Annotated in this window: 21 protein-coding genes and 1 pseudogene; 17 read left to right on the forward strand and 5 right to left on the reverse strand. The window is 43.6% G+C overall.

The window, feature by feature from the left end:
* The 9 genes from ACYTXL_RS09165 to ACYTXL_RS09205 form a co-directional block, all read left to right on the forward strand.
* Positions 1-705: DUF4118 domain-containing protein (locus ACYTXL_RS09165; protein WP_461924452.1), on the forward strand; the 705-nt coding region annotated here is incomplete at its 5' end.
* Entirely contained in the window at positions 671-2,278 is a 1,608-nt protein-coding gene (locus tag ACYTXL_RS09170) for a sensor histidine kinase (protein ID WP_461924453.1), read from the forward strand. The genes ACYTXL_RS09165 and ACYTXL_RS09170, both read left to right, overlap by 35 nt.
* On the forward strand, positions 2,275-2,751 hold the full coding sequence (locus ACYTXL_RS09175) for a response regulator (RefSeq protein WP_461924454.1): 477 nt from the start codon (positions 2,275-2,277) through the stop codon (positions 2,749-2,751). Before ACYTXL_RS09170 ends, ACYTXL_RS09175 begins: the two co-directional genes overlap by 4 nt.
* Positions 2,751-4,718: a hybrid sensor histidine kinase/response regulator gene (locus tag ACYTXL_RS09180; protein ID WP_461924455.1), complete on the forward strand. Its 1,968-nt coding sequence runs from the start codon at positions 2,751-2,753 to the stop codon at positions 4,716-4,718. Before ACYTXL_RS09175 ends, ACYTXL_RS09180 begins: the two co-directional genes overlap by 1 nt.
* A gap of 646 nt (positions 4,719-5,364) precedes the next feature.
* Positions 5,365-6,561, forward strand: a complete 1,197-nt coding sequence (locus tag ACYTXL_RS09185; RefSeq protein WP_461924470.1) for an ABC exporter membrane fusion protein — start codon at positions 5,365-5,367, stop codon at positions 6,559-6,561.
* A gap of 182 nt (positions 6,562-6,743) precedes the next feature.
* On the forward strand, positions 6,744-7,916 hold the full coding sequence (gene devC, locus ACYTXL_RS09190) for an ABC transporter permease DevC (RefSeq protein WP_461924471.1): 1,173 nt from the start codon (positions 6,744-6,746) through the stop codon (positions 7,914-7,916).
* Between the two features lie 292 nt (positions 7,917-8,208).
* Positions 8,209-8,427, forward strand: a complete 219-nt coding sequence (locus tag ACYTXL_RS09195) for a hypothetical protein (RefSeq protein ID WP_461924456.1) — start codon at positions 8,209-8,211, stop codon at positions 8,425-8,427.
* Positions 8,428-8,897: 470 nt separating this feature from the next.
* Entirely contained in the window at positions 8,898-9,833 is a 936-nt protein-coding gene (locus ACYTXL_RS09200) for a M23 family metallopeptidase (RefSeq protein ID WP_461924457.1), read from the forward strand.
* Positions 9,834-9,957: 124 nt separating this feature from the next.
* The gene (locus tag ACYTXL_RS09205; protein WP_461924458.1) at positions 9,958-10,506 is read left to right on the forward strand and encodes a late competence development ComFB family protein; all 549 of its coding nucleotides are present in this window, start codon (positions 9,958-9,960) and stop codon (positions 10,504-10,506) included.
* On the opposite strand, the gene ACYTXL_RS09210 is transcribed toward ACYTXL_RS09205, so the two are convergent.
* The gene (locus ACYTXL_RS09210; protein ID WP_461924459.1) at positions 10,507-11,463 is read right to left on the reverse strand and encodes a L,D-transpeptidase; all 957 of its coding nucleotides are present in this window, start codon (positions 11,461-11,463) and stop codon (positions 10,507-10,509) included.
* A 228-nt stretch (positions 11,464-11,691) separates the two neighbouring features.
* Here ACYTXL_RS09210 and ACYTXL_RS09215 point away from each other — a divergent pair, with 228 nt between their 5' ends.
* The 3 genes from ACYTXL_RS09215 (at position 11,692) to ACYTXL_RS09225 (ending at position 13,652) form a co-directional block, all read left to right on the forward strand.
* Positions 11,692-11,874, forward strand: coding sequence for a hypothetical protein (locus tag ACYTXL_RS09215; RefSeq protein WP_461924460.1), 183 nt, complete (start codon positions 11,692-11,694; stop codon positions 11,872-11,874).
* 371 nt (positions 11,875-12,245) lie between these two features.
* Positions 12,246-12,902: a sigma-70 family RNA polymerase sigma factor gene (locus ACYTXL_RS09220; RefSeq protein WP_292795188.1), complete on the forward strand. Its 657-nt coding sequence runs from the start codon at positions 12,246-12,248 to the stop codon at positions 12,900-12,902.
* 153 nt (positions 12,903-13,055) lie between these two features.
* Positions 13,056-13,652, forward strand: coding sequence for an anti-sigma factor family protein (locus ACYTXL_RS09225; RefSeq protein WP_461924461.1), 597 nt, complete (start codon positions 13,056-13,058; stop codon positions 13,650-13,652).
* A 16-nt stretch (positions 13,653-13,668) separates the two neighbouring features.
* Here ACYTXL_RS09225 and ACYTXL_RS09230 read toward each other — a convergent pair.
* Positions 13,669-14,022: pseudogene (locus ACYTXL_RS09230) on the reverse strand (gamma-glutamylcyclotransferase family protein); the annotation flags it as partial.
* Between the two features lie 672 nt (positions 14,023-14,694).
* Here ACYTXL_RS09230 and leuS point away from each other — a divergent pair.
* The 4 genes from leuS (at position 14,695) to ACYTXL_RS09250 (ending at position 20,698) form a co-directional block, all read left to right on the forward strand.
* On the forward strand, positions 14,695-17,343 hold the full coding sequence (gene leuS / locus ACYTXL_RS09235) for a leucine--tRNA ligase (protein ID WP_461924462.1): 2,649 nt from the start codon (positions 14,695-14,697) through the stop codon (positions 17,341-17,343).
* A 292-nt stretch (positions 17,344-17,635) separates the two neighbouring features.
* Complete coding sequence (locus ACYTXL_RS09240) at positions 17,636-17,962, forward strand: DUF433 domain-containing protein (protein ID WP_461924463.1); 327 nt, start codon at positions 17,636-17,638, stop codon at positions 17,960-17,962.
* A gap of 3 nt (positions 17,963-17,965) precedes the next feature.
* Positions 17,966-18,307, forward strand: coding sequence for a DUF5615 family PIN-like protein (locus ACYTXL_RS09245; RefSeq protein ID WP_461924464.1), 342 nt, complete (start codon positions 17,966-17,968; stop codon positions 18,305-18,307).
* 1,236 nt (positions 18,308-19,543) lie between these two features.
* Positions 19,544-20,698 carry a pyridoxal-phosphate-dependent aminotransferase family protein gene (locus tag ACYTXL_RS09250; RefSeq protein WP_461924465.1) on the forward strand — a complete coding sequence of 385 codons (1,155 nt, stop codon included), beginning with the start codon at positions 19,544-19,546 and terminating at the stop codon, positions 20,696-20,698.
* Positions 20,699-21,286: 588 nt separating this feature from the next.
* On the opposite strand, the gene ACYTXL_RS09255 is transcribed toward ACYTXL_RS09250, so the two are convergent.
* The 3 genes from ACYTXL_RS09255 to nblR all read right to left on the reverse strand — a co-directional run bounded on the left by ACYTXL_RS09255 (position 21,287) and on the right by nblR (position 23,311).
* Positions 21,287-21,514, reverse strand: a complete 228-nt coding sequence (locus tag ACYTXL_RS09255; protein WP_461924466.1) for a DUF2949 domain-containing protein — start codon at positions 21,512-21,514, stop codon at positions 21,287-21,289.
* A 510-nt stretch (positions 21,515-22,024) separates the two neighbouring features.
* The gene (locus tag ACYTXL_RS09260) at positions 22,025-22,525 is read right to left on the reverse strand and encodes a DUF192 domain-containing protein (protein ID WP_461924467.1); all 501 of its coding nucleotides are present in this window, start codon (positions 22,523-22,525) and stop codon (positions 22,025-22,027) included.
* 99 nt (positions 22,526-22,624) lie between these two features.
* Positions 22,625-23,311: a response regulator transcription factor NblR gene (gene nblR, locus ACYTXL_RS09265; RefSeq protein ID WP_461924468.1), complete on the reverse strand. Its 687-nt coding sequence runs from the start codon at positions 23,309-23,311 to the stop codon at positions 22,625-22,627.
* Positions 23,312-23,621: 310 nt separating this feature from the next.
* Here nblR and ACYTXL_RS09270 point away from each other — a divergent pair, with 310 nt between their 5' ends.
* Positions 23,622-23,828, forward strand: a complete 207-nt coding sequence (locus ACYTXL_RS09270; RefSeq protein ID WP_461924469.1) for a hypothetical protein — start codon at positions 23,622-23,624, stop codon at positions 23,826-23,828.
* Positions 23,829-23,872: the final 44 nt, after the last annotated feature.

Here is a 23,872-nt window from a genome sequence, read left to right on the forward strand (position 1 = left end):
CACTATGTTATTGCTTTGCTATCCGTTGCTTTAGCACTGTGGGCAACCCTGCGACTCAATCCATACCTGAGCGCCACACCTGCGGCGCTGTTTTTTGCTGCGGTAATGGTGAGTGCCTGGTACGGTGGCTTGGCTCCGGGGTTAGTTGCAACAGTTTTATCTACTTTGGCAATCAATTACTTCCTTTTCAAACCACTCTATTCGCTGAACATTACAAATCTGAACATTTTAGTATCGTTATTTGTGTTCATCCTGACAGCAGGGTTAATCAGCTGGCTCAACGAATCACGCCGCGCAGCCCAACGGCAAGCCGAAGCAAGTCTAAAGTCCCTACGCGAAAGCGAGGTCAGGTTTGGTCGGTTAACAGAGTCCAATGAGGAAGCACTGCGGCAACTAGAAACAGAACTTCACCTGATTACAGATACGCTACCAGTTCTGATTTCCTTTGTAGATTCAGAACAACGCTACCGTTTCAATAACCGAGCATATCAAGAGTGGTTTGGGCATCCGGCGGCAGAAATCTATGGAAAGCATCTTTGGGAAGTTGTGGGTGAATCCGCTTATGAAGTAGTTCGTCCCTATGTGGAACAAGTACTGGCAGGACAGCAGGTTACTTTTGAAAGTCAAATTACTTATAAAGATGCTGGAACACGCTACATTAATTCTATTTATGTTCCCCAGTTTAATAAACAGGGAACTTATTGAAGGGTATGCAGCTTTAATCACTGACATCAGCGATCGTCAGCAGACAGAAGCAGCATTGCGTGAAAGTGAAGCTCGCTTTCGCCACCTAGTAGACACCGCTCCTGTACTGGTGTGGATGTCCGGCACTGACAAACTTTGTAACTACTTTAATAAACCCTGGCTAGATTTTACTGGGCGGACTCTAGAGCAAGAAATGGGCAATGGGTGGGCTGAAGGTGCACATCCTGATGATTTTCAGCGTTGCTTAGATATATATATTAATGGCTTTGATGCCCGACAAAAATTTACAATGGAATATCGCCTCAGACGCTTTGATGGCGAACACCGTTGGGTTTTGGATACTGGCGTGCCTCGATTCGCACCAACGGGGGAATTTCTTGGCTATATCGGCTCCTGTGTTGATATCCACGATCGCAACTTAGCACAAGAAGCGCTACGTGACAGTGAAGAACGATACCGAATTTTAACAGAAGTGTCGCCGCAAGCTATTTGGATGGGTAATAGCGATAGTGGTATTACCTATTGCAATCAATACTGGTTAGACTATAGCGGACTGACAATGCAGCAGACCACTGGCTATAGCTGGATTTATATCATTCACCCGGATGACCGCGATCGCGCCTTTAAAACTTCGATGCAGGCTGTTGCTAATGCCACAAACTACGAAGAAGAAATTCGCTTTCGTCAAGTTTCTGATGGTAGCTATCGTTGGCATATTGTCCGGGGTTTACCATTTCGAGATCCCGCCGGACAGATTATCAAGTGGGTGGGCATCGCCAGCGACATTCACGATCGCAAAGTTGCCGAAGCCGCCCTGCAACAACTCAACGAAATGCTGGAGCAACGGATTCAAGAGCGCACCCGCCAACTCCAAGCCGCTAACAAGGAACTGGAATCTTTCTCCTATTCAGTCTCTCACGATTTGCGGGCACCGCTTCGCCACATTGCCGGATTTATCGAATTGTTTCAGAAGCGGCATACCTCAACCAGCTTAGATCAAACCAGTCAGCGTTATTTGGGGATAATCGCCGAAACTGCAAAACAGGCAGGAATCCTGATCGATGAGTTGCTGACATTTTCGCGCATGGGGCGCACCGAAATGCGCTACATCAACCTAAATATGGAAGAATTGGTACAAGAAGTCAAACGCGATTTGATCACACAAAGCCCAGGACGCGTAATCAATTGGCAGATTGAGGCACTGCCAGAAGTGCAGGGGGACCCCTCCATGCTGCGGCTCGTGCTTCGCAACCTGATGGGCAATGCCGTAAAATACACCCAGACTCGAAACCCAGCAGAAATCGCCGTTGGCAGTACTGACAATGAAAACGAAGTTATCTTTTTTGTCCAAGATAACGGCGTAGGCTTTAATATGCAATATGTCCACAAGCTATTCGGAGTATTTCAACGCCTACATAGCGACCCACAATTTGAAGGAACAGGTGTTGGATTGGCAAACGTACAGAGGATTATTCATCGCCATAATGGTCGAGTCTGGGCAGAGGCTGTAGTTGACAGTGGAGCCACCTTTTATTTCTCACTGCCTAAGTTGTTGACACACGAGAGTGAATGAAAGAACTCAAGCGAATTCTACTTATTGAAGACAGTGCCAACGATGCAGAATTAATCCTAGCCGCCTTGTCAGAAAACCATCTCGCCAACGAAGTGGTGGTAGTACGTGATGGAGAAGAAGCACTGGATTATCTTTATCGCCGGGGGTTATTTCGGTTGCGAATGGAAGGGTATCCTGTTGTAGTACTGCTCGATTTAAAATTACCTAAAATTGATGGACTAGAAGTACTAGCGCAACTCAAATCTGACCCACTAATGAGAGTGATTCCAGTCGTAGTACTAACCTCTTCTCGTGAGGAGCCAGACCTAGTTCGATGCTATGAGTTAGGGGTGAATGCCTATGTTGTTAAACCAGTAGATTACCATGATTTTGTCAATTCTATTAAAGGTGTGGGACTGTTTTGGGCAGTGATCAATCAGCCTCCCATTGGTGCTTTACCGCCGGCACCTCATCGTCAACAGGAGGGCAATTAATGAATGTCCTGCGTTTCCTGCTTTTGGAAGACAGTCTTTTAGATGCAGAGCTTACCGAAGCGATGCTAACTGAAGGGGGAATTAATTGCGAACTGATCCGAGTCGAAACCAGTGCTGATTTCCTAGCTGCTCTAGAAACAGAGGCTTTCGATTTAATTCTTGCCGATTATGCCTTACCATCTTTTGATGGAATTTCTGCTTTAGAAATTGCCCGAAATCGCTTTCCAGAGGTTCCTTTTATCTTTGTTTCTGCCGCCTTGGGCGAAGAATTAGCGATCGAAGCTTTGAAGAACGGTGCAACCGATTATGTATTAAAGCAAGGATTAGGGCGGTTAGTTCCCTCGGTACAACGGGCATTGCGGTCAGCTAAGGAGCGGCGTGAGCGCAAGCGAGCAGAGGAGTCTTTACAGGAGAGTGAAGCCAGATATCGCCGAATTGTTGATACCTCTTATGAGGGAATCTGGATGATTGACGGAGAAGCCCAAACAGAGTATGTGAATCAGAGGTTGTCACAGATGTTGGGCTATCCGGCTGAAGAAATGCTCGGTCGTTCCTTTTTTGATTTTATGGATCAGACTGATGGGATAGCAGCCGAAGAGAAACTGGAATGGCTGAAGGGAGAAAGGAGTGATCTTAAAGAAGGTCGATTGCGCTGCAAGGATGGTTCGTACATCTGGACACTGATTTCTGCGAGAGCGATTTTTGGTGAACAAAATCAGTTCTTAGGTGCGATCGCGATGTTAACAGATATCACCGATCGCAAACGCACCGAAGAAGAACGCGATCGCCTTTTGCAACTTGAGCAATTAGCCCGTGCGGAAGCAGAAGCTGCTAACCGGATAAAAGATGAGTTTTTAGCAGTACTTTCCCATGAATTGCGATCGCCTCTTAATCCAATTCTCGGTTGGGCAAAACTATTACAGAGCCGTAAATTTGATGAGAAAGCACTGAAAAAAGCACTGGAAACCATTGAGCGGAATGCCAAATTACAAGCTCAACTAATTGAAGACTTACTGGATGTTTCTCGCATTCTCCAAGGCAAACTCAACCTGAATATGATCCCAGTCAATCTCGCATCCACCATTGAAGCCACAATGGAAACAGTGCGTTTGGCAGCAGAGGCAAAAACCATTCAGATTGAGATGATGCTTGATCGGAGTGTGGGGAAAGTTCTGGGTGATTCAGCCCGCTTACAGCAAGTCCTCTGGAACCTTTTATTAAATGCCGTCAAGTTCACACCAACTGGAGGACAAGTAAATGTCCGATTGGAGTGCATCGACGCTCAAGCGCAGATTACCGTCAGCGATACAGGTAAGGGTATTGATCCTGACTTCCTCCCTCATATATTTGACTATTTCCGTCAGGGTGACAGTACTACAACTAGAAAGTTTGGTGGCTTAGGGTTAGGTTTAGCGATCGCTCGTCACTTAGTTGAGATGCACGGTGGAACGGTTGGTGCCGAAAGTCTTGGCGACGACAAAGGAGCGATGTTTACAGTTAGCTTACCACTGATCAAAGACGCTCCAACAATTAACGATGACACCAATGCTGATTCCTCAACTGCCGTTTTTGCCGCTTCTCCCCTGACGGGTCTACAAATTCTGATTGTAGATGATAATGCTGATACCCGCGACTTTTTTACCTTTGTGCTGGAACAATTTGGAGCGATCGTCACCGCAGTCGCATCAGGAAATGAAGCATTACAAGCGCTAACACAGTCAAAGCCAGATATCTTACTCAGCGATATTGGGATGCCAGAAATGAACGGTTATATGCTGATAGAACAGGTGCGGACTCTGGAAGCACAAGGCGGCGGAAAACAGATTCCCGCGATTGCTCTGACAGCTTATGCAGGCGAAATCGATCAGCAGCAAGCACTAAAAGCCGGGTTTCAACAGCACATCGTTAAACCTGTAGCCCCAGAAGAATTGCTCATGGCCATTTCTAATTTAGTCGAATCTACTTAGGTGTTTGTGATAAACTTCGATGAACATTGTTAATGTTACATATTTTAAACTATTCTTCACAGGTAATATGGCATTTTCAATTGCCTGGAATATCTCCGAAAATATTCCCGGATTTTCAAATATAAAAAAATTTAACTCATCCCAGGGCTACGAAAACATCGCTTGTCTGACAACACGCTCCCGCCTTTGCTCGTTTTCTTGAATTGCCGTGGGATTTTGAGTCATTAGTAGCAATGACTAATTACTAATGACTAAATTTGTCTGTTGATTGTTGGCACTGTTACAACCCATAATTTTAAAAACGGTTACTATACCTGAGTACTTTCCAAAAACAAAAGTAGTTTGTCAGGAACATAAGTCTCTTAAAACTGGAGAGGAACTTGTTGTTATCTTATCCAGCTAAATCGTAGGATCTTGGTAAATTCTAAACAATAACAGGACTTACGCAAACAATAGCTGAAATCCTGATTTTTAGGGAGGGGCAATTCATGTAGCTTTAGCTGACCGCAGGGTATTGCTCCTACCGCGTGTAGTTTTGCGTAAGTCCTAAATAACTAACAAAGGAAGTAAAAATTAGCAAATAGGTAAGGAGAAAAGCTTAATCTATTTAGTTTTTTCTGCGCCACTAGTTAAGAGGTAATCTATGGTGCGAAACTCAAAGTTAGGGTACAGAACGTTCCCTAAGTCTATTCTGCGTCCATCCGTTGCTATAGGTATAATTGCATCTTTATTGGTTGGCGGAATAAGTTTTTATATAGTAAAACGCTGGCAAAATTATGTAAATTCACAGGCACAAATGCCAGCAACAAAATTGCCCCAGTTAAAAACTGTAACAGCTTTAGGGCGGATTGAACCACAGGGAAAGGTAATTAAACTCTCTGCTGCGGTGTCTACTGAAGGAAGTCAAGTAGAAAAGTTGTTGGTGAAGGAGGGAGATCGGGTAAAAGCCGGACAGATGATTGCGATTTTGAACAGCCGCGATCGCTTGCAAGCAGCATTAGAAGAGGCACAGGAAGAAGTGAAAGTAGCCCAGGCAAACCTAAACCGCACCAAAGCAGGCGCTAAACGCGGTGAAATTGCCGCCCAAAAAGCGGCGATCGCCACCCTAGAAGCACAACGCCAAGGTGATATTAATGCCCAAGCAGCCACAATTGAGCGATTCCAAGCCGGAGTGCGTAACGCCCAAGCAGAAGACGAACGCTATCAGCAACTAAATCAACAGGGCGCAATTTCTGCTTCCCAACGGGATAGCAAGCGTTTAAACTTAGAAACCGTCCAAAAAAGCCTGCAAGAAGCACAGGCACTTTTAAATCGTACCCAATCAACTAGCCAGCAACAGATTAAAGAAGCCACAGCAAAACTTGATCAAATAGCGGAAGTGCGCGGAGTCGATGTAGAAGTTGCCCAAGCAGAAGTCAATCGTGCCGTAGCAGCCATGAATCTGGCAAAAGTTAATCTCAAACAGGCAGAGGTGCGATCGCCCCAAAATGGACAAGTATTTGAAATCCATACCCATCCTGGGGAATTAGTATCAAATGATGGCATTGCAGATATCGGACAAACCAGCCAGATGTATGTCATAGCCGAAGTTTACGAAAGCGATATCGGCAAAGTCCATTCAGGGCAGCAAGTGCGAATATTTGGTGATTACCTCCCGATTGAATTGCAGGGAATCGTAGATCGCAAAGGCTTGCAGGTGCGACGACAGAATGTCATTAACACAGATCCTGTCAGCAATATCGACAACCGAGTAGTGGAAGTCCATATCCGACTCGATAAAGCCTCCAGCCGAAAAGCTGCCACCTTAACTAATATGCAAGTTAAGGCAGTAATTGAACTATGAATTGGGCATTGGACACTTGTACTGAGCGTTCGCGTAGCGTCTCGTAGAGAAGTCGTTGGCGCAGCCTCTCGTAGAGAAGTATTGGGCATTGGTTATTCTCCTTGTCCCGCTTGTCTCCCTTGTCCCCCTTGTCCCCCTTGTTCCCCTCATCTCCCTCATCCCCCCACTCCCCACTTCTTATGATGGGCTTGATTAAACAACTGCGACGACGAACCCCTCTAGGATGGCTGCAACTGAATCATGAAAAAAGCCGTCTCTTGGTGGCATTGTCAGGCATTGCCTTTGCGGATCTTCTCATGTTCATGCAGCTAGGCTTTCAGACTGCGCTCTATGACAGTAACACCAGACTACATCGCAGTTTGCAAGCAGACATTGTTTTAACCAGTCCCCAAGCCCGTAACTTGCCAAGCTTGTCTACATTTTCTCGTCGGCGACTTTATCAAGCAATGGATATACCAGGGGTAAAGTCGGCAGAACCAATGTATTTCAACAACACAATCTGGAAGAATCCCCAAACACACCGCGAGACGGGGGTGTTAGTTATCGGGTTCAACCCAGATAAGCCAGCTTTTGACTTACCAGATGTTAACCAGCAATTGCAAGCGATCAAAATGCCGAATACTGTCTTGTTTGATCGTGGTGCAAGAGGAGATTATCAAAAAGCGATCGCTCAAATTGACCAAGGTAAAACCCTAACCACGGAAATAGAACAGCGCACAATTACCATTAGTGGCTTATTCCAAGTCGGGGCTTCCTTTGGTTCTGATGGCAATCTAATCACCAGCGATGAAAACTTTTTGCGGCTATTTTCTGGGCGACAGTCCAGCAGTGTCAGTCTCGGTTTGATTCTTCTGAAACCAGGCTATGACCCGAAAAAGGTAGCAGTAATGCTCAAAGCCTACCTGAGAAATGATGTCAGAGTCTTAACCCACGCCGAATTTATTGAATTTGAGAACAACTTCTGGAGAACAAATTCCCCAATTGGGTTTATTTTCAGCCTGGGTGTATCAATGGGGTTTGTGGTGGGCGTGATTATTGTCTATCAAGTCCTCTCCACCGATGTTAATGCCCACGTTCGGGAATATGCCACCTTCAAAGCAATGGGATATCACAATTATTACCTGCTAGGTGTGGTGCTTGAAGAATCGTTGATATTGGCAACATTGGGCTTTTTCCCAGGATTAGGAGTGTCCTTAGCACTTTACCAACTGACTCGCACAGCTACAAATTTGCCCATGTATATGACTGCGATTCGAGCATTGCAGGTATTGGTGCTAACTATAATTATGTGTGCAATTTCCGGTGCGATCGCTACCCGCAAACTCCAAGCCACCGATCCTGCTGATATGTTTTAAAAATGGGGATGGGGGATGGGGCATAGGGCATAGGGCATTGGGATAATAATTAACAAGGCTGTACCATCTTGATGGTTACTCATCACAACCGCATCTTAGAGGATGTTTGAAAAGTCCTCTTGTTGGTAGCAAAACGTTTTAGATCCCCCTAAATCCACGCCACGTGCTATCACGCGGGTTCTCCGAAGGAGTACAAGTCGCAAAATCGCAAGGGCGCAGTGGCTCCCCGATAAATTGGGGGATTTTAATTCTGCTTCCCCCCTTTTTAAGGGGGGTTAGGGGGGATCAACTAGTGCCTAAAATCACAGTTAACTACTTTTCAAACAACCTCTTAGACATTGGCGATCGCATCGTAGACATGGAAGATGGTAAGCTCAAGTCGAAAGTAAAACTATCACCTTACAGCTATTTTCAGGTAAATAGACCACGCGGTAGGGGCACAGAAAAAGCTCATTGGTGTCAACTTAAGAAAAAATCTGTTTTGAGAAGGCGTTTTGCCCTCATCCCCTAACCCCTTCTCCCAAGTTGGGATTCGGGGAACTAGAGAATTTGCTCCCCTCTCCCAATTTTGGGAGAGGGGCTGTTCTTGTGAGGGTCAAACCTCGAAAGCTTGCCAAGACTAACTTCTACGTTAAGTTGACACCAATGAGCATTGCTGTGCCCCTACGACAGATGTGGTTCTAAATACATGAAAACTGCTGTAATGTTGATCAGCGCACCCCAACATCCCAGATCAGAACTCGGAACATCAAGCTTTTGACTCCAACATCCCAGATCAGGTGGATTAGTAGAAGTAGGAAGCGAATAACAAACGTAGATTAAATAAAATGGAAAACTTCATCCTTGTCTCTTGCAATCCATAAATACCTGGAAGATTTCCCAAAATTTATGGTTTTCAACAACATCGGCTTTAAACAGGAAACACTGGTGGTAATAAGCTAGTCTATTTTACAACACAAGCAAGGGATTTTTCGTAGCTCCATGATTATTGAGAATAGCCCTAGTAGTTCAAATAAAAAGTTGCTCGGTTTTGATGTCAAAACTTTAACAGCCAATCGCCGTGCAATAAATGTGTTAAAGGGAATATTAGCTGTTCTCCCTATCACCTTCGCATTGCCTGTAGATGCTTTACAAGTAAAAGTGACTCCAACTAATCCTAAATTAGGGGATACACTCTCAGTAGAGATTCATCTAGATAATCGGGAGAATGGTACAAATCCAACAGTAGCTAGTGGTAAAAATACATACCCAGCCTTTGAAATTGCCCCCAATCAATATCGGGCTTTTGTTCCCACAACTCCACTAGAAAAAGCTGGAACTAGAACACTTCGCGTTGCTGGAGATGCTCAAGTGCAAAACTTGGCAGTGAATGTAGTTAATCGCAAATTCCCCATACAACGCATTACTTTGCCACCCGGGAAAGCCGGATTGGATGCCACAGAATATGAGCTTAAGCGCGTGGCAGCTTTTAAGGCGCTACAAACGCCACAAAAGTATTGGAATGGAGTATTCCTGAAACCAAATGCCGGGCGGATGAGTACAAACTATGGTGTACGTCGCTACTATAATGGTATATTTGCAAAAGACTACTATCATCGTGGCGTTGACTACGCTGGTGGTGCCGGTTCACCAGTAATTGCCCCAGCTGCTGGGCGAGTTGCTTTGGTAGGTAAGGTATCCCAAGGGTTTCGGGTACACGGTAACGTAGTTGGCATTGACCACGGTCAAGGAGTAACCAGTATTTTCATGCACCTGAGTCGTATTAACGTTAAAGAAGGTGATTTTGTGAAAGCTGGTCAACTAATTGGCGCAGTAGGTTCAACAGGTGCTGCCACAGGTCCACATTTACACTGGGGTCTGTATGTCAACGGACAATCTGTTGATCCAACCCCTTGGCGAACTAAGGTCGTTAATTAGTAGAGGCAGAGTTGATCGCGTCTGTGCATAATTTCTATTTTTTTTGCTGAGAATTAATTAGGCAAAAAAAATTGGATTTATACCGTCCCTACCTTGCTTGGCTAACATAAATGAGAGAAGCCTTATGAGTATCGAAAAAATTGTAGAACAAGCTCTCCAGGATGGTTATTTGACACCAGCAATGGAAGCAGAAGTTGCTAGAATCTGTGACAACGGCTCGGAACTCTTAATTCAAGAGTATATGGCGCTGGATAAGCTGATGGGTGCGCTATTGACTGGTGAGGTAGTGGCGGTACCTCGCAAACAATTCATTAACGTCATGGAAGAATTGGTACTGGCGGAAGCGATCGCCCGAGTCGCAGAAATTGAAACCACCACCGAAACTTCTCTAGATGTCGGGGATATTGCTGCTTACGCTCTCAATCGGCTACCACCTTTGTATGCTACTACAGAAGAAGGTGCTAACTTCCAGCGCCAAACGGCTCAGGTAGAACTGCAAGAATTAATTTCTCAGCAAGTAAGTGCGGCAATTAACCGTTACCTCGATCAACCCAATTTCTTCCCAGAACGGCAAGCATTAGGCAAAAACATTGGCAATGAAATTGTCCGCCAAATTAGTTCTTTACTTCAGACATACGCACCTAACTTTGAGCAAGATGACAACGACCCTTAATTAATTACGCACTACTACTGTTGTCCCTAAACTCACTTGCTCATACAACAATCGGACATCAGAATTACGCATTCTTAAACAGCCGTGAGATACAGCCGTTCCTACCAGATCAATATCCGGTGTGCCATGAAAGCCAATTTCGTTGCGTCCATCTGACCAAAAACCAATCCATCTGTCTCCCAAGGGACTATCAGTACCAGCTTGAAATACTTTGCCCGTAATTGGGTGACGCCAGATTGGATAGTGTCGCATGTGGATTACCTGGAAAGAACCTGTGGGCGTTTCCCAACCTTTCTTACCGACAGCAATTGGGTAGCTGGCGATCACCTCATCTCCTGCGTATACGTAGGTGCGGCGATCGCTTAAAACAACGACTACTTGCGTCTTGGTATCTGCCAGCCGATTAGATGGTATTTGTTGGGCTGAAGCCTGAGACCAGAGAGTTTTTGGCCAACTATCCGCAACGGGATTTTGTCTTTCTGCCTGCACCACCAGCCGCGTCTTAGTTGGTAGGCCCGTTGCTTTAGCCACATTCTTCTTAATTATTTGGGGCTGAGTTTGAGGCTTAATACGAGAATACTTGAGTGTATAAGCTCTCGGAACAGTTGCTTTAACTACATTCTTCTTAATTATTTTCAACTTAGTTTGAGGCTTAATAGCAGAGGACTTTGGTGTAAACGCCCTCTGGTCAGTTGAGCCTTGGGTAACTTCAGCAGGCGTCACAGATGCACCCAGCGCACTTTCCCCTAAACTCACTTGGGAAAGATTCTTGTAGACTCCCACTGTGCGGCTTGCCTTAGGATTGGTTAGGGTAGAATCTCGCCGCATTGAACTAGATGCAGACTTCTCAGACTGCCGTTCCGCCGTAGTAATGCGCCAATGGACAGCTAAAGATAAAAATGCTGTGCCAAAACAAAGCAACATTACCATACGCCCTATAGATTCGTTTCTTACCATTGCCATCGCCTATTGTTTATCCCTGACATATCCAGCCGAATAATTGGATGAGTTGATCATCCGATTATCAAAAATTTATCAAAACTTATCATTTTCCATATAAATCTGCCAGCACCTCTGGGCAAACTAAGACTATGCAAATTGTCCCAGCAGCAAAACTCCAATAGTTCTGGGGATTGTAAGCCAATACTTAAACTTTCTGGTGGAACTTTTGAAATGTAGCAATCAATGATTAATGGTGTCGGTGGGAGAAAAACCTTGTTTGAAAAACTATTGCTAGCAGTCACAATTACATTTTCCCTTAGTTTCTTTTTTCAAGTTCGCTTACCAGAGCAAAATAACTCTGGTGCTATCTACGGATCACAAGTAGAACAATCAGCAATTATTCTGGTGACAAAATCAAAAAAATAAATCACCATTATAGTAACCACAGCAATCCACCTTCCAGAAATTATTACCTGATTTTTAAAGGTATCAAGAAGCTAGAATTACAAAATTTTTCTCTTCATTCTTATAACCAGATTTAATTATTTTGATCAAGCGTATATACCCGGTTGCTAAAAGTACCAAAATGTGCATCTAATAACTGCGCCTTTGTTAGTTGATGGGTGCAAGGGCAACTATGGGAGCAGTATAAGCAAAAAGTGGCTCTCCTGATTGCTATAAATGTATCCAAAATTGTCTGCTTCAGTGTTCCAGTCATAAATCCGTCACCTTAGCATGGAACTTCTACCCCATTAGCAGGTCTAATAGATAGGGATGATTTAGAGCCAGTACGATCTATGAGTCAGTCGATTACTGTATCCTGGTCAACGGTTGATGCAAAGTATCCAGAAGCATCAGTGCAAGTTGACAAACTCCCTAACCACGATTTAATTTTGTGCTGTCAAGTGGGACTGCGACCCGATCGTGTGGCGTTTGCAGAACTATTACGCCGCTATCAAAGTCAAGTTGATAGAGTTCTATACCACCTAGCTCCAGATTGGGCTGACAGAGCCGATTTGGCTCAAGAAGTTTGGATTCGAGTGTATCGGAATATTAACCGATTACAAGATCCTGCTAAATTTCGGGGCTGGTTAAGCCGGATTGCCACCAACTTGTTTTACGACGAGTTGCGGAAACGCAAGCGGGTGATGAGTCCTTTGTCACTCGATGCACCCCGTTCCCTAGAGGACGGTGAGATGGATTGGGAAATCGCCGGGGATACCCCAGGGCCTGAGGAAGTCCTGACAACCAGAGAATTTTACGAGCAACTGCGGGAAGCGATCGCGGATTTACCAGAAGTCTTTCGTACTACCATTGTCCTTAGAGAAATCGAAGGCTTGGCTTATGAAGAAATTGCCGAAATCACTGGAGTTTCCTTAGGAACTGTCAAGTCAAGAATAGCCAGAGCTAGAACGAGGCTGCAAGCTCACTTGCAGAATTATCTAGATTCCTAATTTACATTATCTTGCCTCTGCCATTAGGCAGAATTTAAGCATTGATTAAGAATGACCATAAACTAGATCGCTTCTGCCGTTAGCAGGAAAATTGACAATTTTTCCGAATTTCTCCCCCAGTTTACCCATGTAGGAATTGGTAATAATGTTAAGATGACTACTGAATCTCAGTTTTTCGACCGTTCACCTTTGCAACTTCCTCAAGATTTACCAGATGGAATGGGCAAGCATACCAATGAATCAACGGGTCTTATGGATATGGTGAAGCGCGATCGCTTCGAGTTATTGAGTGCTTACCTCGATGGTGAAGTCACGGCTATAGAACGCAAGCAAGTAGAAGAATGGCTGGCAAATGATGCCTCAGTTCAATGCTTGTATGCCCGGCTGTTAAAGCTGCGCCAAGGCTTGCGGAGTCTGCCAGTGCCAACAGCCCAAGAGTCACCAGAAGCAACAGTTCAGCAAGTAATGATATGTTTGCGCCGCCGTTCCCGTTTAAACTGGATGATGGGAGGTGCAGCCGTTGCTGCTTGTGCAATCAGCGCACTATCTGGCTTAGTAGCTGGTGGTGGCTCAAGGACGCCGCAATTAGCCCAAATAGAACCGATACAAACGTCCTCAGCGTCTATGGTTCCCCCTTCCCCTCTGATGGTGGGACTAAATAACCCGGTAATTGAAATTCCGAAAGCAGCAGTAGCCCCTCCAGAAAAATCAATTTATCAGGTACAGCCGCAACGCCAGGACATAAACTAATCGTAAAGTCAACAGTTCACAAACCATAACTGTACTTTACGGTTAAGCCATAGCTACGCCACCAACCGTCAGGTTGGAGGAAGCCTGCTAATTGCTCAACTTGTTCTAGAGTCATTAAATAAACCCAAGCCCAACCCAGAGAGAGCGATTGTGGCTCATAAACCTCGATAATTTGTCGATTATAGAGGTTTTCTGGCGTTTGTCGATTAGGCTGGTAATCTTCTAGCACATCTAGCTCATTTAAAATCTTTGGGTTGGTAAAAGTGAGTAAATATCCGTGAACTTGGCTATCCCCTAGCGTCATTGCTGGGTAGCCCATTGGCAGAGTAAATAATTTAGCTTGTACAAAAGCTCTTTTGACATCTACTACTTTGCCAGCACAGTATTTTTTATAGTTAGCTTCACTTGGTTTGAGCGTACCGTAGACAAAACCTGCACTAAGTTAGAAAATTTTATATTTGATTCAGCGCTCATCTATTTTAACCATCTTAATTGACAGCAATAAAAACCCATCAACGATGGAGGGCAAAGCTATGAGTCTATCCTGACAGATACGATCAAGAGAACCTGCTGAACTTGCACAAGGTTAAGATGCACCTTGAAATGGCGATCGGACTACTAAGCCAGTAAATCAGTTTACGACCGGAATGCAAACTGTCCCTGGTATCCTAAGCCTGGGGACTTTTTTTTATTTCTATTTTCATCGGGAGTACATAGTCAAAATTCTTAGGAACGTGGATTAAATAAAATGCAAAACTTCATCCTGCCTCTAGCTTCCCTCTCCAATATATCGGAGAGGCATTGAGGGTGAGGTAAGCCAGGGACATAAATTGTATGTTATTTAATTCTTATTCCTTAGAGTATTAGTCTAATAACTTTAGGGATATAAGATAGAGAGAAATATGGAATAGAGAGAAATAGTAAATTGATTTTAGAAGTCAAATTAGAAAATTACTAGACAGATAATTCCCTCAAAATAGTAGCTCAAATGTACTAATAAGGGCAAATACTAGAAATTTAGTAGAAGTAAAGTGTAACAGGCATGAAAGCATTGGAAATAGGTCATTCTGTTGATTCCCGATATAACCCAGCAGCAATTGAGGAAAAATGGCAAAAAACATGGGTAGAACTTGGCTTAGATAAGACACCGACAGCTAGCAACAAGCCAAAATTTTATGCTTTATCCATGTTCCCTTATCCATCGGGCAGCCTACACATGGGTCACGTCCGTAATTATACGATTACCGATGTGATTGCTCGCCTTAAGCGAATGCAAGGGTATCGGGTAATACACCCAATGGGTTGGGATGCCTTTGGCTTGCCAGCAGAAAACGCCGCCATTGACCGTGGTGTACCACCAGCAAAGTGGACTTATCAGAATATGGCCCAGATGCGGCAGCAATTGCAGCGTCTTGGTTTATCTATTGATTGGGAATGCGAACTTGCTACCTGTTCACCAGATTATTACAAGTGGACACAATGGATTTTCTTGCAGTTTTTGCAAGCGGGGTTAGCTTACCAAAAAGAAGCCGCTGTAAACTGGGACCCCATTGATCAAACTGTCCTGGCAAATGAGCAAGTTGATAACGAAGGACGTTCTTGGCGCAGTGGGGCAATAGTTGAGCGTAAATTATTACGCCAGTGGTTTTTTAAGATTACCGACTACGCCGAAGAATTGCTCAATGACCTGCATAAATTGACAGGTTGGCCGGAACGCGTCAAGTCGATGCAAGCAAACTGGATTGGCAAATCTACAGGCGCTTACTTAGAATTTCCCATCATTGGGATAGATGAAAAAATTGGCGTGTACACCACACGTGCAGATACCGTTTATGGTGTCAGCTACCTAGTATTATCACCAGAACATCCCTTAACTAAGCGCGTCACCACAAAAGAACAACAAGCAGCGGTAGAAGCCTTTGTTAAAGAAGTTTCCCATCAAAGTGAGTTGGAACGTACCGCTGAAGACAAACCTAAGCGGGGTATCCCCACAGGTGGTAAGGCAATTAACCCATTTACAGGGGAAGAAGTGCTCATTTGGATAGCTGATTATGTACTGTATGAGTATGGTACTGGAGCAGTGATGGGTGTACCAGCACATGATGTCCGGGATTTTAAGTTTGCCAAAAATTACGATTTGCCAGTTGATTTTGTCATTGTTTCCCCGGATGATGTTGCAGGTTTTGACTTAACCCCAACATCAGAGATTGATGAAGTCACACAACTCATTCAAATTGAATATAACCAGGCATATACTGAACCAGGAATTTTAATTAATTCTGGGGCTTTTACTGGTATGACTTCCACAGATGCTAAACAAGCAATAATTGAATACGCCGAACAACAAGGTTTTGGTAATGTGCGGGTGCAATATCGCTTGCGGGATTGGTTGATTTCGCGGCAGCGTTACTGGGGCGCACCGATACCTGTAATTCACTGTCCCAACTGTGGGATAGTGCCAGTGCCTGATAAAGATTTACCAGTACAGTTGCCGGAAGAGGTGGAATTTACTGGACGTGGCGGTTCACCTTTAACTCAGTTGGAAAGCTGGGTAAATGTACTTTGTCCAACTTGTGGCACTTCGGCGAAGCGGGAAACTGACACGATGGATACTTTTATTGATTCCTCGTGGTATTTCTTGCGCTTCCCTGACGCTAAGAATGAACAACAGGTTTTCGATTCCAGTAAAATCAATGACTGGATGCCAGTCGATCAGTATGTGGGTGGAATTGAACACGCGATTTTACATTTGTTATATTCGCGGTTCTTTACTAAGGTACTGCGGGACAGAGGCTTGTTAAACTTTGATGAACCCTTCCAACGCCTGTTAACTCAGGGTATGGTGCAGGGTTTAACTTACCTAAATCCTAATAAGGGTGGTAAAGATAAATGGATTCCTTCTAATCTGGTAAATTCAGCCGACCCGCGCGACCCCCAGACAGGCGAACCACTGCAACGTCTCTATGCCACCATGTCTAAATCAAAAGGTAACGGTGTAGCACCAGAAGATGTAATTTCCAAATATGGTGTAGATACAGCGCGGATGTTCATATTGTTCAAAGCGCCGCCAGAAAAAGACCTGGAATGGGATGAAGCCGATGTGGAAGGACAATCCCGCTTTTTAAATCGGGTTTGGCGTTTGGTGACAGATTATATTGCTGCTGGGGTATCCCATAAAAAAGCTCAACTCTCTGATTTAACTAAGGCAGAAAAGGAATTGCGGCGGGCGATTCACACAGCGATTCAAGCGGTGACAGAAGACGTGGAAGACGAATATCAATTCAACACAGCTATTTCCGAATTGATGAAGTTGAGTAATGCCTTAACTGATGCTGATGGCAAAAATTCACCAATTTATGCAGAAGGTATTCAGACTTTGGTGGTTTTACTAGCACCATTTGCACCACACATTGCTGATCAATTGTGGCATTTATTGGGTGAAAGTGATTCAGTTCACACTCAAACTTGGCCATCATTTGACCCTGTTGCTTTGGTAGCGGATGAAATCACTTTAGTGATTCAAGTTATGGGTAAAACTCGTGGCTCAATTCAAGTACCAGCACAAGCAGATAAAGCAGCGTTGGAGAAATATGCCCGTGAATCAGAAATTGCCCAACGTTACATTGAAGGTAAAGAGATTAAAAAGGTAATTGTAGTACCTGGGAAGCTGGTGAATTTTGTAGTCAGCTAAGTATAGCTTTGCGTCAAATCGTGGCGAATTGAGGGTTAAAATTTAAACGCAGATGCGCTTCGCCTTCCCGCAGGGTAGGGGCGCAGACAATTCGCTACGAATTATTAATGAAATGTTGTACTTAGTGCAACCACAAAAAGAGTATGGAATTTAATCATTCGTAGGTTAGGTGGAACGTAGTGAAACCCAACATCAACCCTCGATATTTCCGAACCCCTTTTGCGGTGACGTGTACTTAGCAATCGATAAAATTGTAAATGTAGCCTGACAAAACATCAGAGGATTTACATTGGTGACACTCAAAGAGTTAGAACAACAACTTCTTGCCCTCAGTTCTGGTGAAAAATTGCAGGCTATACAGTTACTTGCTCAAAGTCTCGGTAACAATTGGCAAGGAATTGAAAAAACTCCTAGAGTCTGTGGTGGAGAGGCTCGCATCGCTAAAACTCGTATTCCCATTTGGGTACTTGTGGAAGCTCGCCGTCTTGGATATAGTGATGCTGACCTTTTGACAAGCTATCCAACCATTACAGCTACAGATTTAGCTAATGCTTGGGTATATACAGAAGCTCATGCCGATGAAATCAAATTGGCAATTGAGCGTAATGAGGTAGCCTAGTCGATGGCACGGTTTTACGCAGATGAGCAGTTTCCGTTTCCAGTTGTGGAATTATTATGCGCTTTGGGGCATGATGTTTTGACAGTTCAAGAAGCAGAAAATGCAGACCAAGGTATATCTGATGAGGAAGTGCTAGCATTTGCCATAAGTCAAGAACGCTCAATATTAACTATCAACAGAGTTGATTTTATCCGTTTACATCGTGGTGATTCTAACCACTTCGGTATTATTGTTTGGACGAACAATCGTAATTGGGAACAGTTTGCAGCACGGATAGATAAGGCTGTGACAGCAGAAGAAACTTTGCAAGGAAAACTAATTCGTGTGGTACGTCCAGTCAATTAAAAAGGTTTTGACGGAATGCACAAATTCTAAAGTTGTCAAGTATATGTTGTAACAATTTTTATAGCAGTAGTTTGTTTCTCTACTATATGTGTATTTAAACACATTTGTATAGCAGTTCAGAGAGCTTAACTGTTTTATTTATACACGAAAAAGCGCTTGAGAGTTTTGCTCACTCAAGCGCTTTCCCGTAAAAGCTTATACCAACTCACTTGTTTGATGCAACATTTGAAATCTGCAACACTCCCTGAGGAGGGAGTATTACGGGGATAACTTGTGACAAACATGTGGTGAAATGGTATCACTCCTTGCACTAACTAAGAATATCTCTTTTGCAAGAATACCGGGGATCTGGTGAGTGACAGTTTATGAACTGAACACTAGTTAAAAACGACTCACCATGAATAGTAACTAACGAGACTAAGCACGATTGTAGCAATTTTGTAAGTATAGTATAAAAACTTATCGTTTATTGGCGTAGGTGTAGCCCAACATAAGCATCGCCTACCACTAAGTGCAGTATAAAAATGTGCAGCAATTAGTAGCAGAAATATCTCAAACTTATGCGGCAAATTAATCGCTATGGAATAAGCCAGAGAAGGCTCTGATATTGGCATCGAAGTGATTTTGACTCAAAAAAATTATCACCTCCTCTTATAGATGAAGGTATTTTTTAAAGAATGGCAACCCAAGAACAAATCTTTGACCCCAGTAGATTGAAAAGTTTGGGTTGGGTATCTTCTATCTCTTAGCAACCGATAACATCCAATTCTTCCGCATAGTGTAGGCGGTTACTTCCTTCGTGGAAACAAAACACTGCTTTTTCACCGATGATTCCCGTGATATTCAAAACGATTTTGCGTGTTTCTATAAAAACAATTGAGGCGGATTATGGGTAAGATTTAAGAATTTATTATACCTGTGCCTCGTTTAGATAGACGTTTCACCCTTAGCTAAAATAGCTGCTTCCCTACGAGCAGACACCTTAACCTGGCGTCTAGGTGTGTGGTAAGATTGCCTGGAACAGAGGTTTTATCTGAGTTGGAGTCTCGTATAAATTGCAAAGGTCAAGCTGACCGATCATTCAACTCCCACGATACTTTTCCTATGAATTTGGAAAATATACAACAAGGCTGGTGAAGGGCTGAGTGGAATTTGTAGATGAATATCTAGAATTTGCTACCAGACTTAACCAACTTCCCACAATTTTGACTTTTATTTGACTTTTAGGATAGACACATGAACGATAAGCTGATGCTGATGATTCCAGGCCCAACCCCGGTGCCAGAAGCTGCTTTACTGGCATTAGCCAAGCATCCAATTGGACACCGTACTAGTGAATTTAGCAATATATTGGCAGAGGTGACAGAAAACCTCAAGTGGCTGCACCAAACTCAAAGTGATGTGCTGACGCTGAATGTGAGTGGCACGGGTGCTGTAGAAGCAGGAATAATTAATTTTCTCTCTCCAGGCGATCGCATTTTAGTTGGCTCTAATGGTAAATTTGGCGAACGGTGGGTAGAAGTTGGCCAAGCCTACGGTTTGAATGTAGAAGAAGTTAAGGTTGAATGGGGAAAACCCTTAGACCCCACAGTATTTGCGGAAAAACTCCAAGCAGATACCCAAAAGCAAATCAAAGCCGTAATCATTACCCACAGCGAAACCTCGACGGGTGTGTTGAATGATCTAGAAGCCATCAACCGCCACGTCAAAGAACACGGTGAAGCTTTAATTATCGTTGATGCCGTCACTAGTTTGGGTGCGTTCAATCTCCCCGTGGATGCTTGGGGTTTGGATATCGTCGCCTCGGGTTCCCAAAAAGGTTATATGATTCCGCCGGGATTGGGTTTTGTCTCTGTCAGCCCCAAAGCTTGGGAAGCTTACAAAACTGCGAAGCTACCGAAATATTATTTGGACTTAGGCAAATATCGCAAAGCCACAGCCAAAAATACAACTCCATTTACTCCCCCTGTGAATTTGATCGTAGCGTTACACACCACTTTGCGAATCATGAAAGAGGAAGGCTTGGAATCAATATTTGCTCGACACGAACGGCTCAAGAATGCTACCCGCGCAGGCATTCAAGGGTTAAATTTACCCCTGTTTGCAGCAGATAGTTCCGCGAGTCCGGCGATTACGGCTGTGGCACCACAGGGAATTGAACCGGATAAGATTCGGTCATTGATGAAAAAACGCTTTGATATTGCCCTAGCAGGCGGTCAAGACCATTTGAGTAACAAAATTTTCCGCATTGGTCACTTGGGTTTTGTGAGCGATCGCGATATCCTCAGCTGTATCGCATCTTTAGAAGTTACACTCTCGGAACTTGGCTACCAAGACTTCACCCCTGGATCTGGTATAGCAGCAGCAGTTAGAGTGTTTAGTCAGTCTTGAGTACTGAGTCATGAGTGATGAGTATGATTTTTACTCATTACTCAGCACTAAATCAAAAGAGACTAACTAGATACCCATAAATAAGTATATTTAACAGATTGATTTGGGAGCATCTCACTTTCGTAAAAAGCCTTGTAAAACTTCACCCCAACCCTCTCCGTAGGTTCGGAGAGGGAGCAAGAATCTTGTTTCTCATCTGGTATATTTGCTTTCACTGAGATGCTCCTATTTATTTTCTCAAAGCAATTACTTTTCATCACATCAAAGCCTGATATTTTCTTGACTAGTTCTTACAAACACAACATTAACAATTCAAAATTCAAAAATAAAACTGTCTAAGATGGGAGCAGTGCCAATTAATTTGCACCGCTCAATCCCAGATGGGTTTGTGATCAAACAAGTCAGGGTAATCTCCAAAGCATCGGGATGGTACACTCAATTGATTTTGCAGTGTGATCTTTGTGTCCCCAATATCATATTTCAAGGCTTGTCTATTGACATTAATATGGGTTTGGAAAAGTTTTTGGCTGTATCTAACAGCAAATTAGTAAAAAGACCGCGTTTCATTTGGAATTTTGAATTGCTTACTTATGCTGTCTCCAGCCAATCATAAATTTGTTCTAATTGATCTAAAGTAACCAATCCATACTGCCAAAGAATCATTGCCAAAGGGCCTGGGTCTTGCTCTCGATGCCGAAGTGCCACCGCCAGTGATGCTGTGGAAATTGCCAAATCTTCTTCCAAAAAATGAATCAGTCGAGAATATTTTGATGGGGACATTTGTATCTCACCTCCTTGTGCAGAATGTATTGTCATATATCAGTTCACGATTGCTTGGTAGCCAGTAGCCAGTATTTTATCTATCACTGTGCCGTTATCGGCTATACACCCTAGTACAGTTTTTTTGATCTGCCTTCAACAGAGGCTTCTCATAGAAGGTCTGAGAAATAGAAATTTTCGTGCAGATCATCTGCTTGAGAATCGAGCAGTATTTTTACTTAGTTAAATTAGCTCCATCTTCTTTACTTTTGTGCTTTATTTAATTACATATCTAGTAACAAAGATTCCATAGCCTATACTCTCTTATTGGCGACTATTTACACTAACGCCGAAGGGAATATTTTTATAACCAAACCTTAAGACCGCGATTTCAGGTTGGAGACAGTAGAATTTTAAATTATTACCAGAGTTTTTAAATAGTAGCGTTACAAGTGACTGTTCTATCACATAAAGTGACATTTTTTACAAAAACAACATATATTGCCATTATGTAGGTTTTCAACAGAGTAACCACCAAAATCTTTATCCCTGTAAAGCACCGAAGTCTCACAACTGAATTTTGACAATATCGCCCACTTTCAACTTCAATTGGGCAGCTCTTCCAGAGCGAAGTTCAATCACCTTATCGATTGGTGTATTGGGACCATAGGTAGGACAAGGGTCATTTGCACAAGGAGGTGCAGCAGCCTGAATATATTTAACTACACCTTTATGTAGAAATACCATATCCAAGGGCATGGGTGTATTCTTCATCCAGAAACTGACTGGTTGTGCTGAAGGAAAGCCAAACAGCATCCCTCGGTTATCTGGCAAAGCTGGTCGATACATCAACCCCATCTCTTGCTGTTCTGGAGTCTGCGCTACCTCTAATTGAATCGTTGTGCCATTAGGAACAATAGCTTTAGCAGTAATTGGTAGTGTTTGACCTTTAGGTGCTGGAGTTTGAGAAGCAAAGGTGGGAGTGGGAGGTTTAGCCGTTGTTGGTATGGAACAGCCCATCAGCAAAATACTCAGCAACATCGAGAGCAAACTTAACCGACGAGTCATATAGTTTTTTGATTTTGTAATTTAGATTTCAATTTTACAGAATTTACGGCGATTTGTATTTGAATAGACTAGCTTGTAGAGACGTTTGATAAAATGTCTCTAAGATTCTCTTAAAACGTAGCCGACGCCGCGCACTGTCTGAATGAGGCGCTTTTGACCTTCATCTTCGATTTTTAACCGCAAGTAACGGATGTAGACTTCAATTACATTCGACTCACCCAGAAAGTCGTAACCCCAAACATTTTCCAGAATTTGTTCGCGGGTTAACACCTCACGGGGATGTTCTATTAAGAATTTTAATAGTTCAAATTCCTTCATTGTCAAGTCAATTGGGCGTCCGTTGTGTATGGCACGGCGAGTTGCTATATCTAAAATTAGATCCCCAAAGCGTAACTGCTCGGTGGTATCCACATCGGGTTTTAGGTAGAGACGAATCAACTTCAAAAAGTCTTCCGAGCGGTAAGGCTTAAGGATGTAATCATCCGCTCCAGCTTCTAGACAAGCTACCCGATCATCGACTGTATCCCTTGCCATTAAAATCAATACAGGCGATCGCAAACCAGTGCTTCTCAGATTTTTGCACAATGAGAGTCCTGATTCTCCTGCTAGCATTCGGTCTAAAACAATTAAAGCAGGTTGGCGATCGCGACAGTGTTGCAAACCACTGGTCGCATCGTGAGCCAAAATTGATTCGTAGCCGGCTTCTTGCAAATCGCAAGAAAGCTGATTTGCTAGGCTCTCATCGGTTTCAATCACCAAAACACATGGACTTTGAGCAACTGTCATAAGAATTTGGGATATTAGATTTGGGATTGTAAAGATATTCCAGTGAAAATCTTTACATCAGTTAAAAGTGCAATTACGAGTTTTTAGTGATGAAGCAATCCTGATTTGACATGCTGCTAAGGATCTTTTAGCACGTTCAGGTGCCAGCCATCGATTTCTCCGATGCAATCTTAATAACTAACTCCAAATACCATCCTTACACTAGTAATTCTGGAAAGAAATCAGTAAATTGGGGAGTGGGCTTGCCGTGAGCGTAGTCGAATGGGAGTGGGGAAAATGAGGGAGATGGGGAAGACAAGGAGAATAACCAATGCCCAATGCCCAATGCCCAATACTTCTCTACGAGAGGCTGCGCCAACGACTTCTCTACGAGACGCTACGCGAACGCTACTTCGACCCTTCTCTACGAGACGCTACGCGTAGCTTGCTTCCACGAAGTGGTACGGCAAAGCTCAGGGCAACGCGTCGCTCAGTACAAGTCAGTACAAGTGCCCAATGCCCAATGCCCAAGAACTAAGGCAATTCTACCGAAGTTGGTTTAGCGATATGTGGCAAACCCCA

This window comes from Nostoc sp., assembly GCF_054880495.1.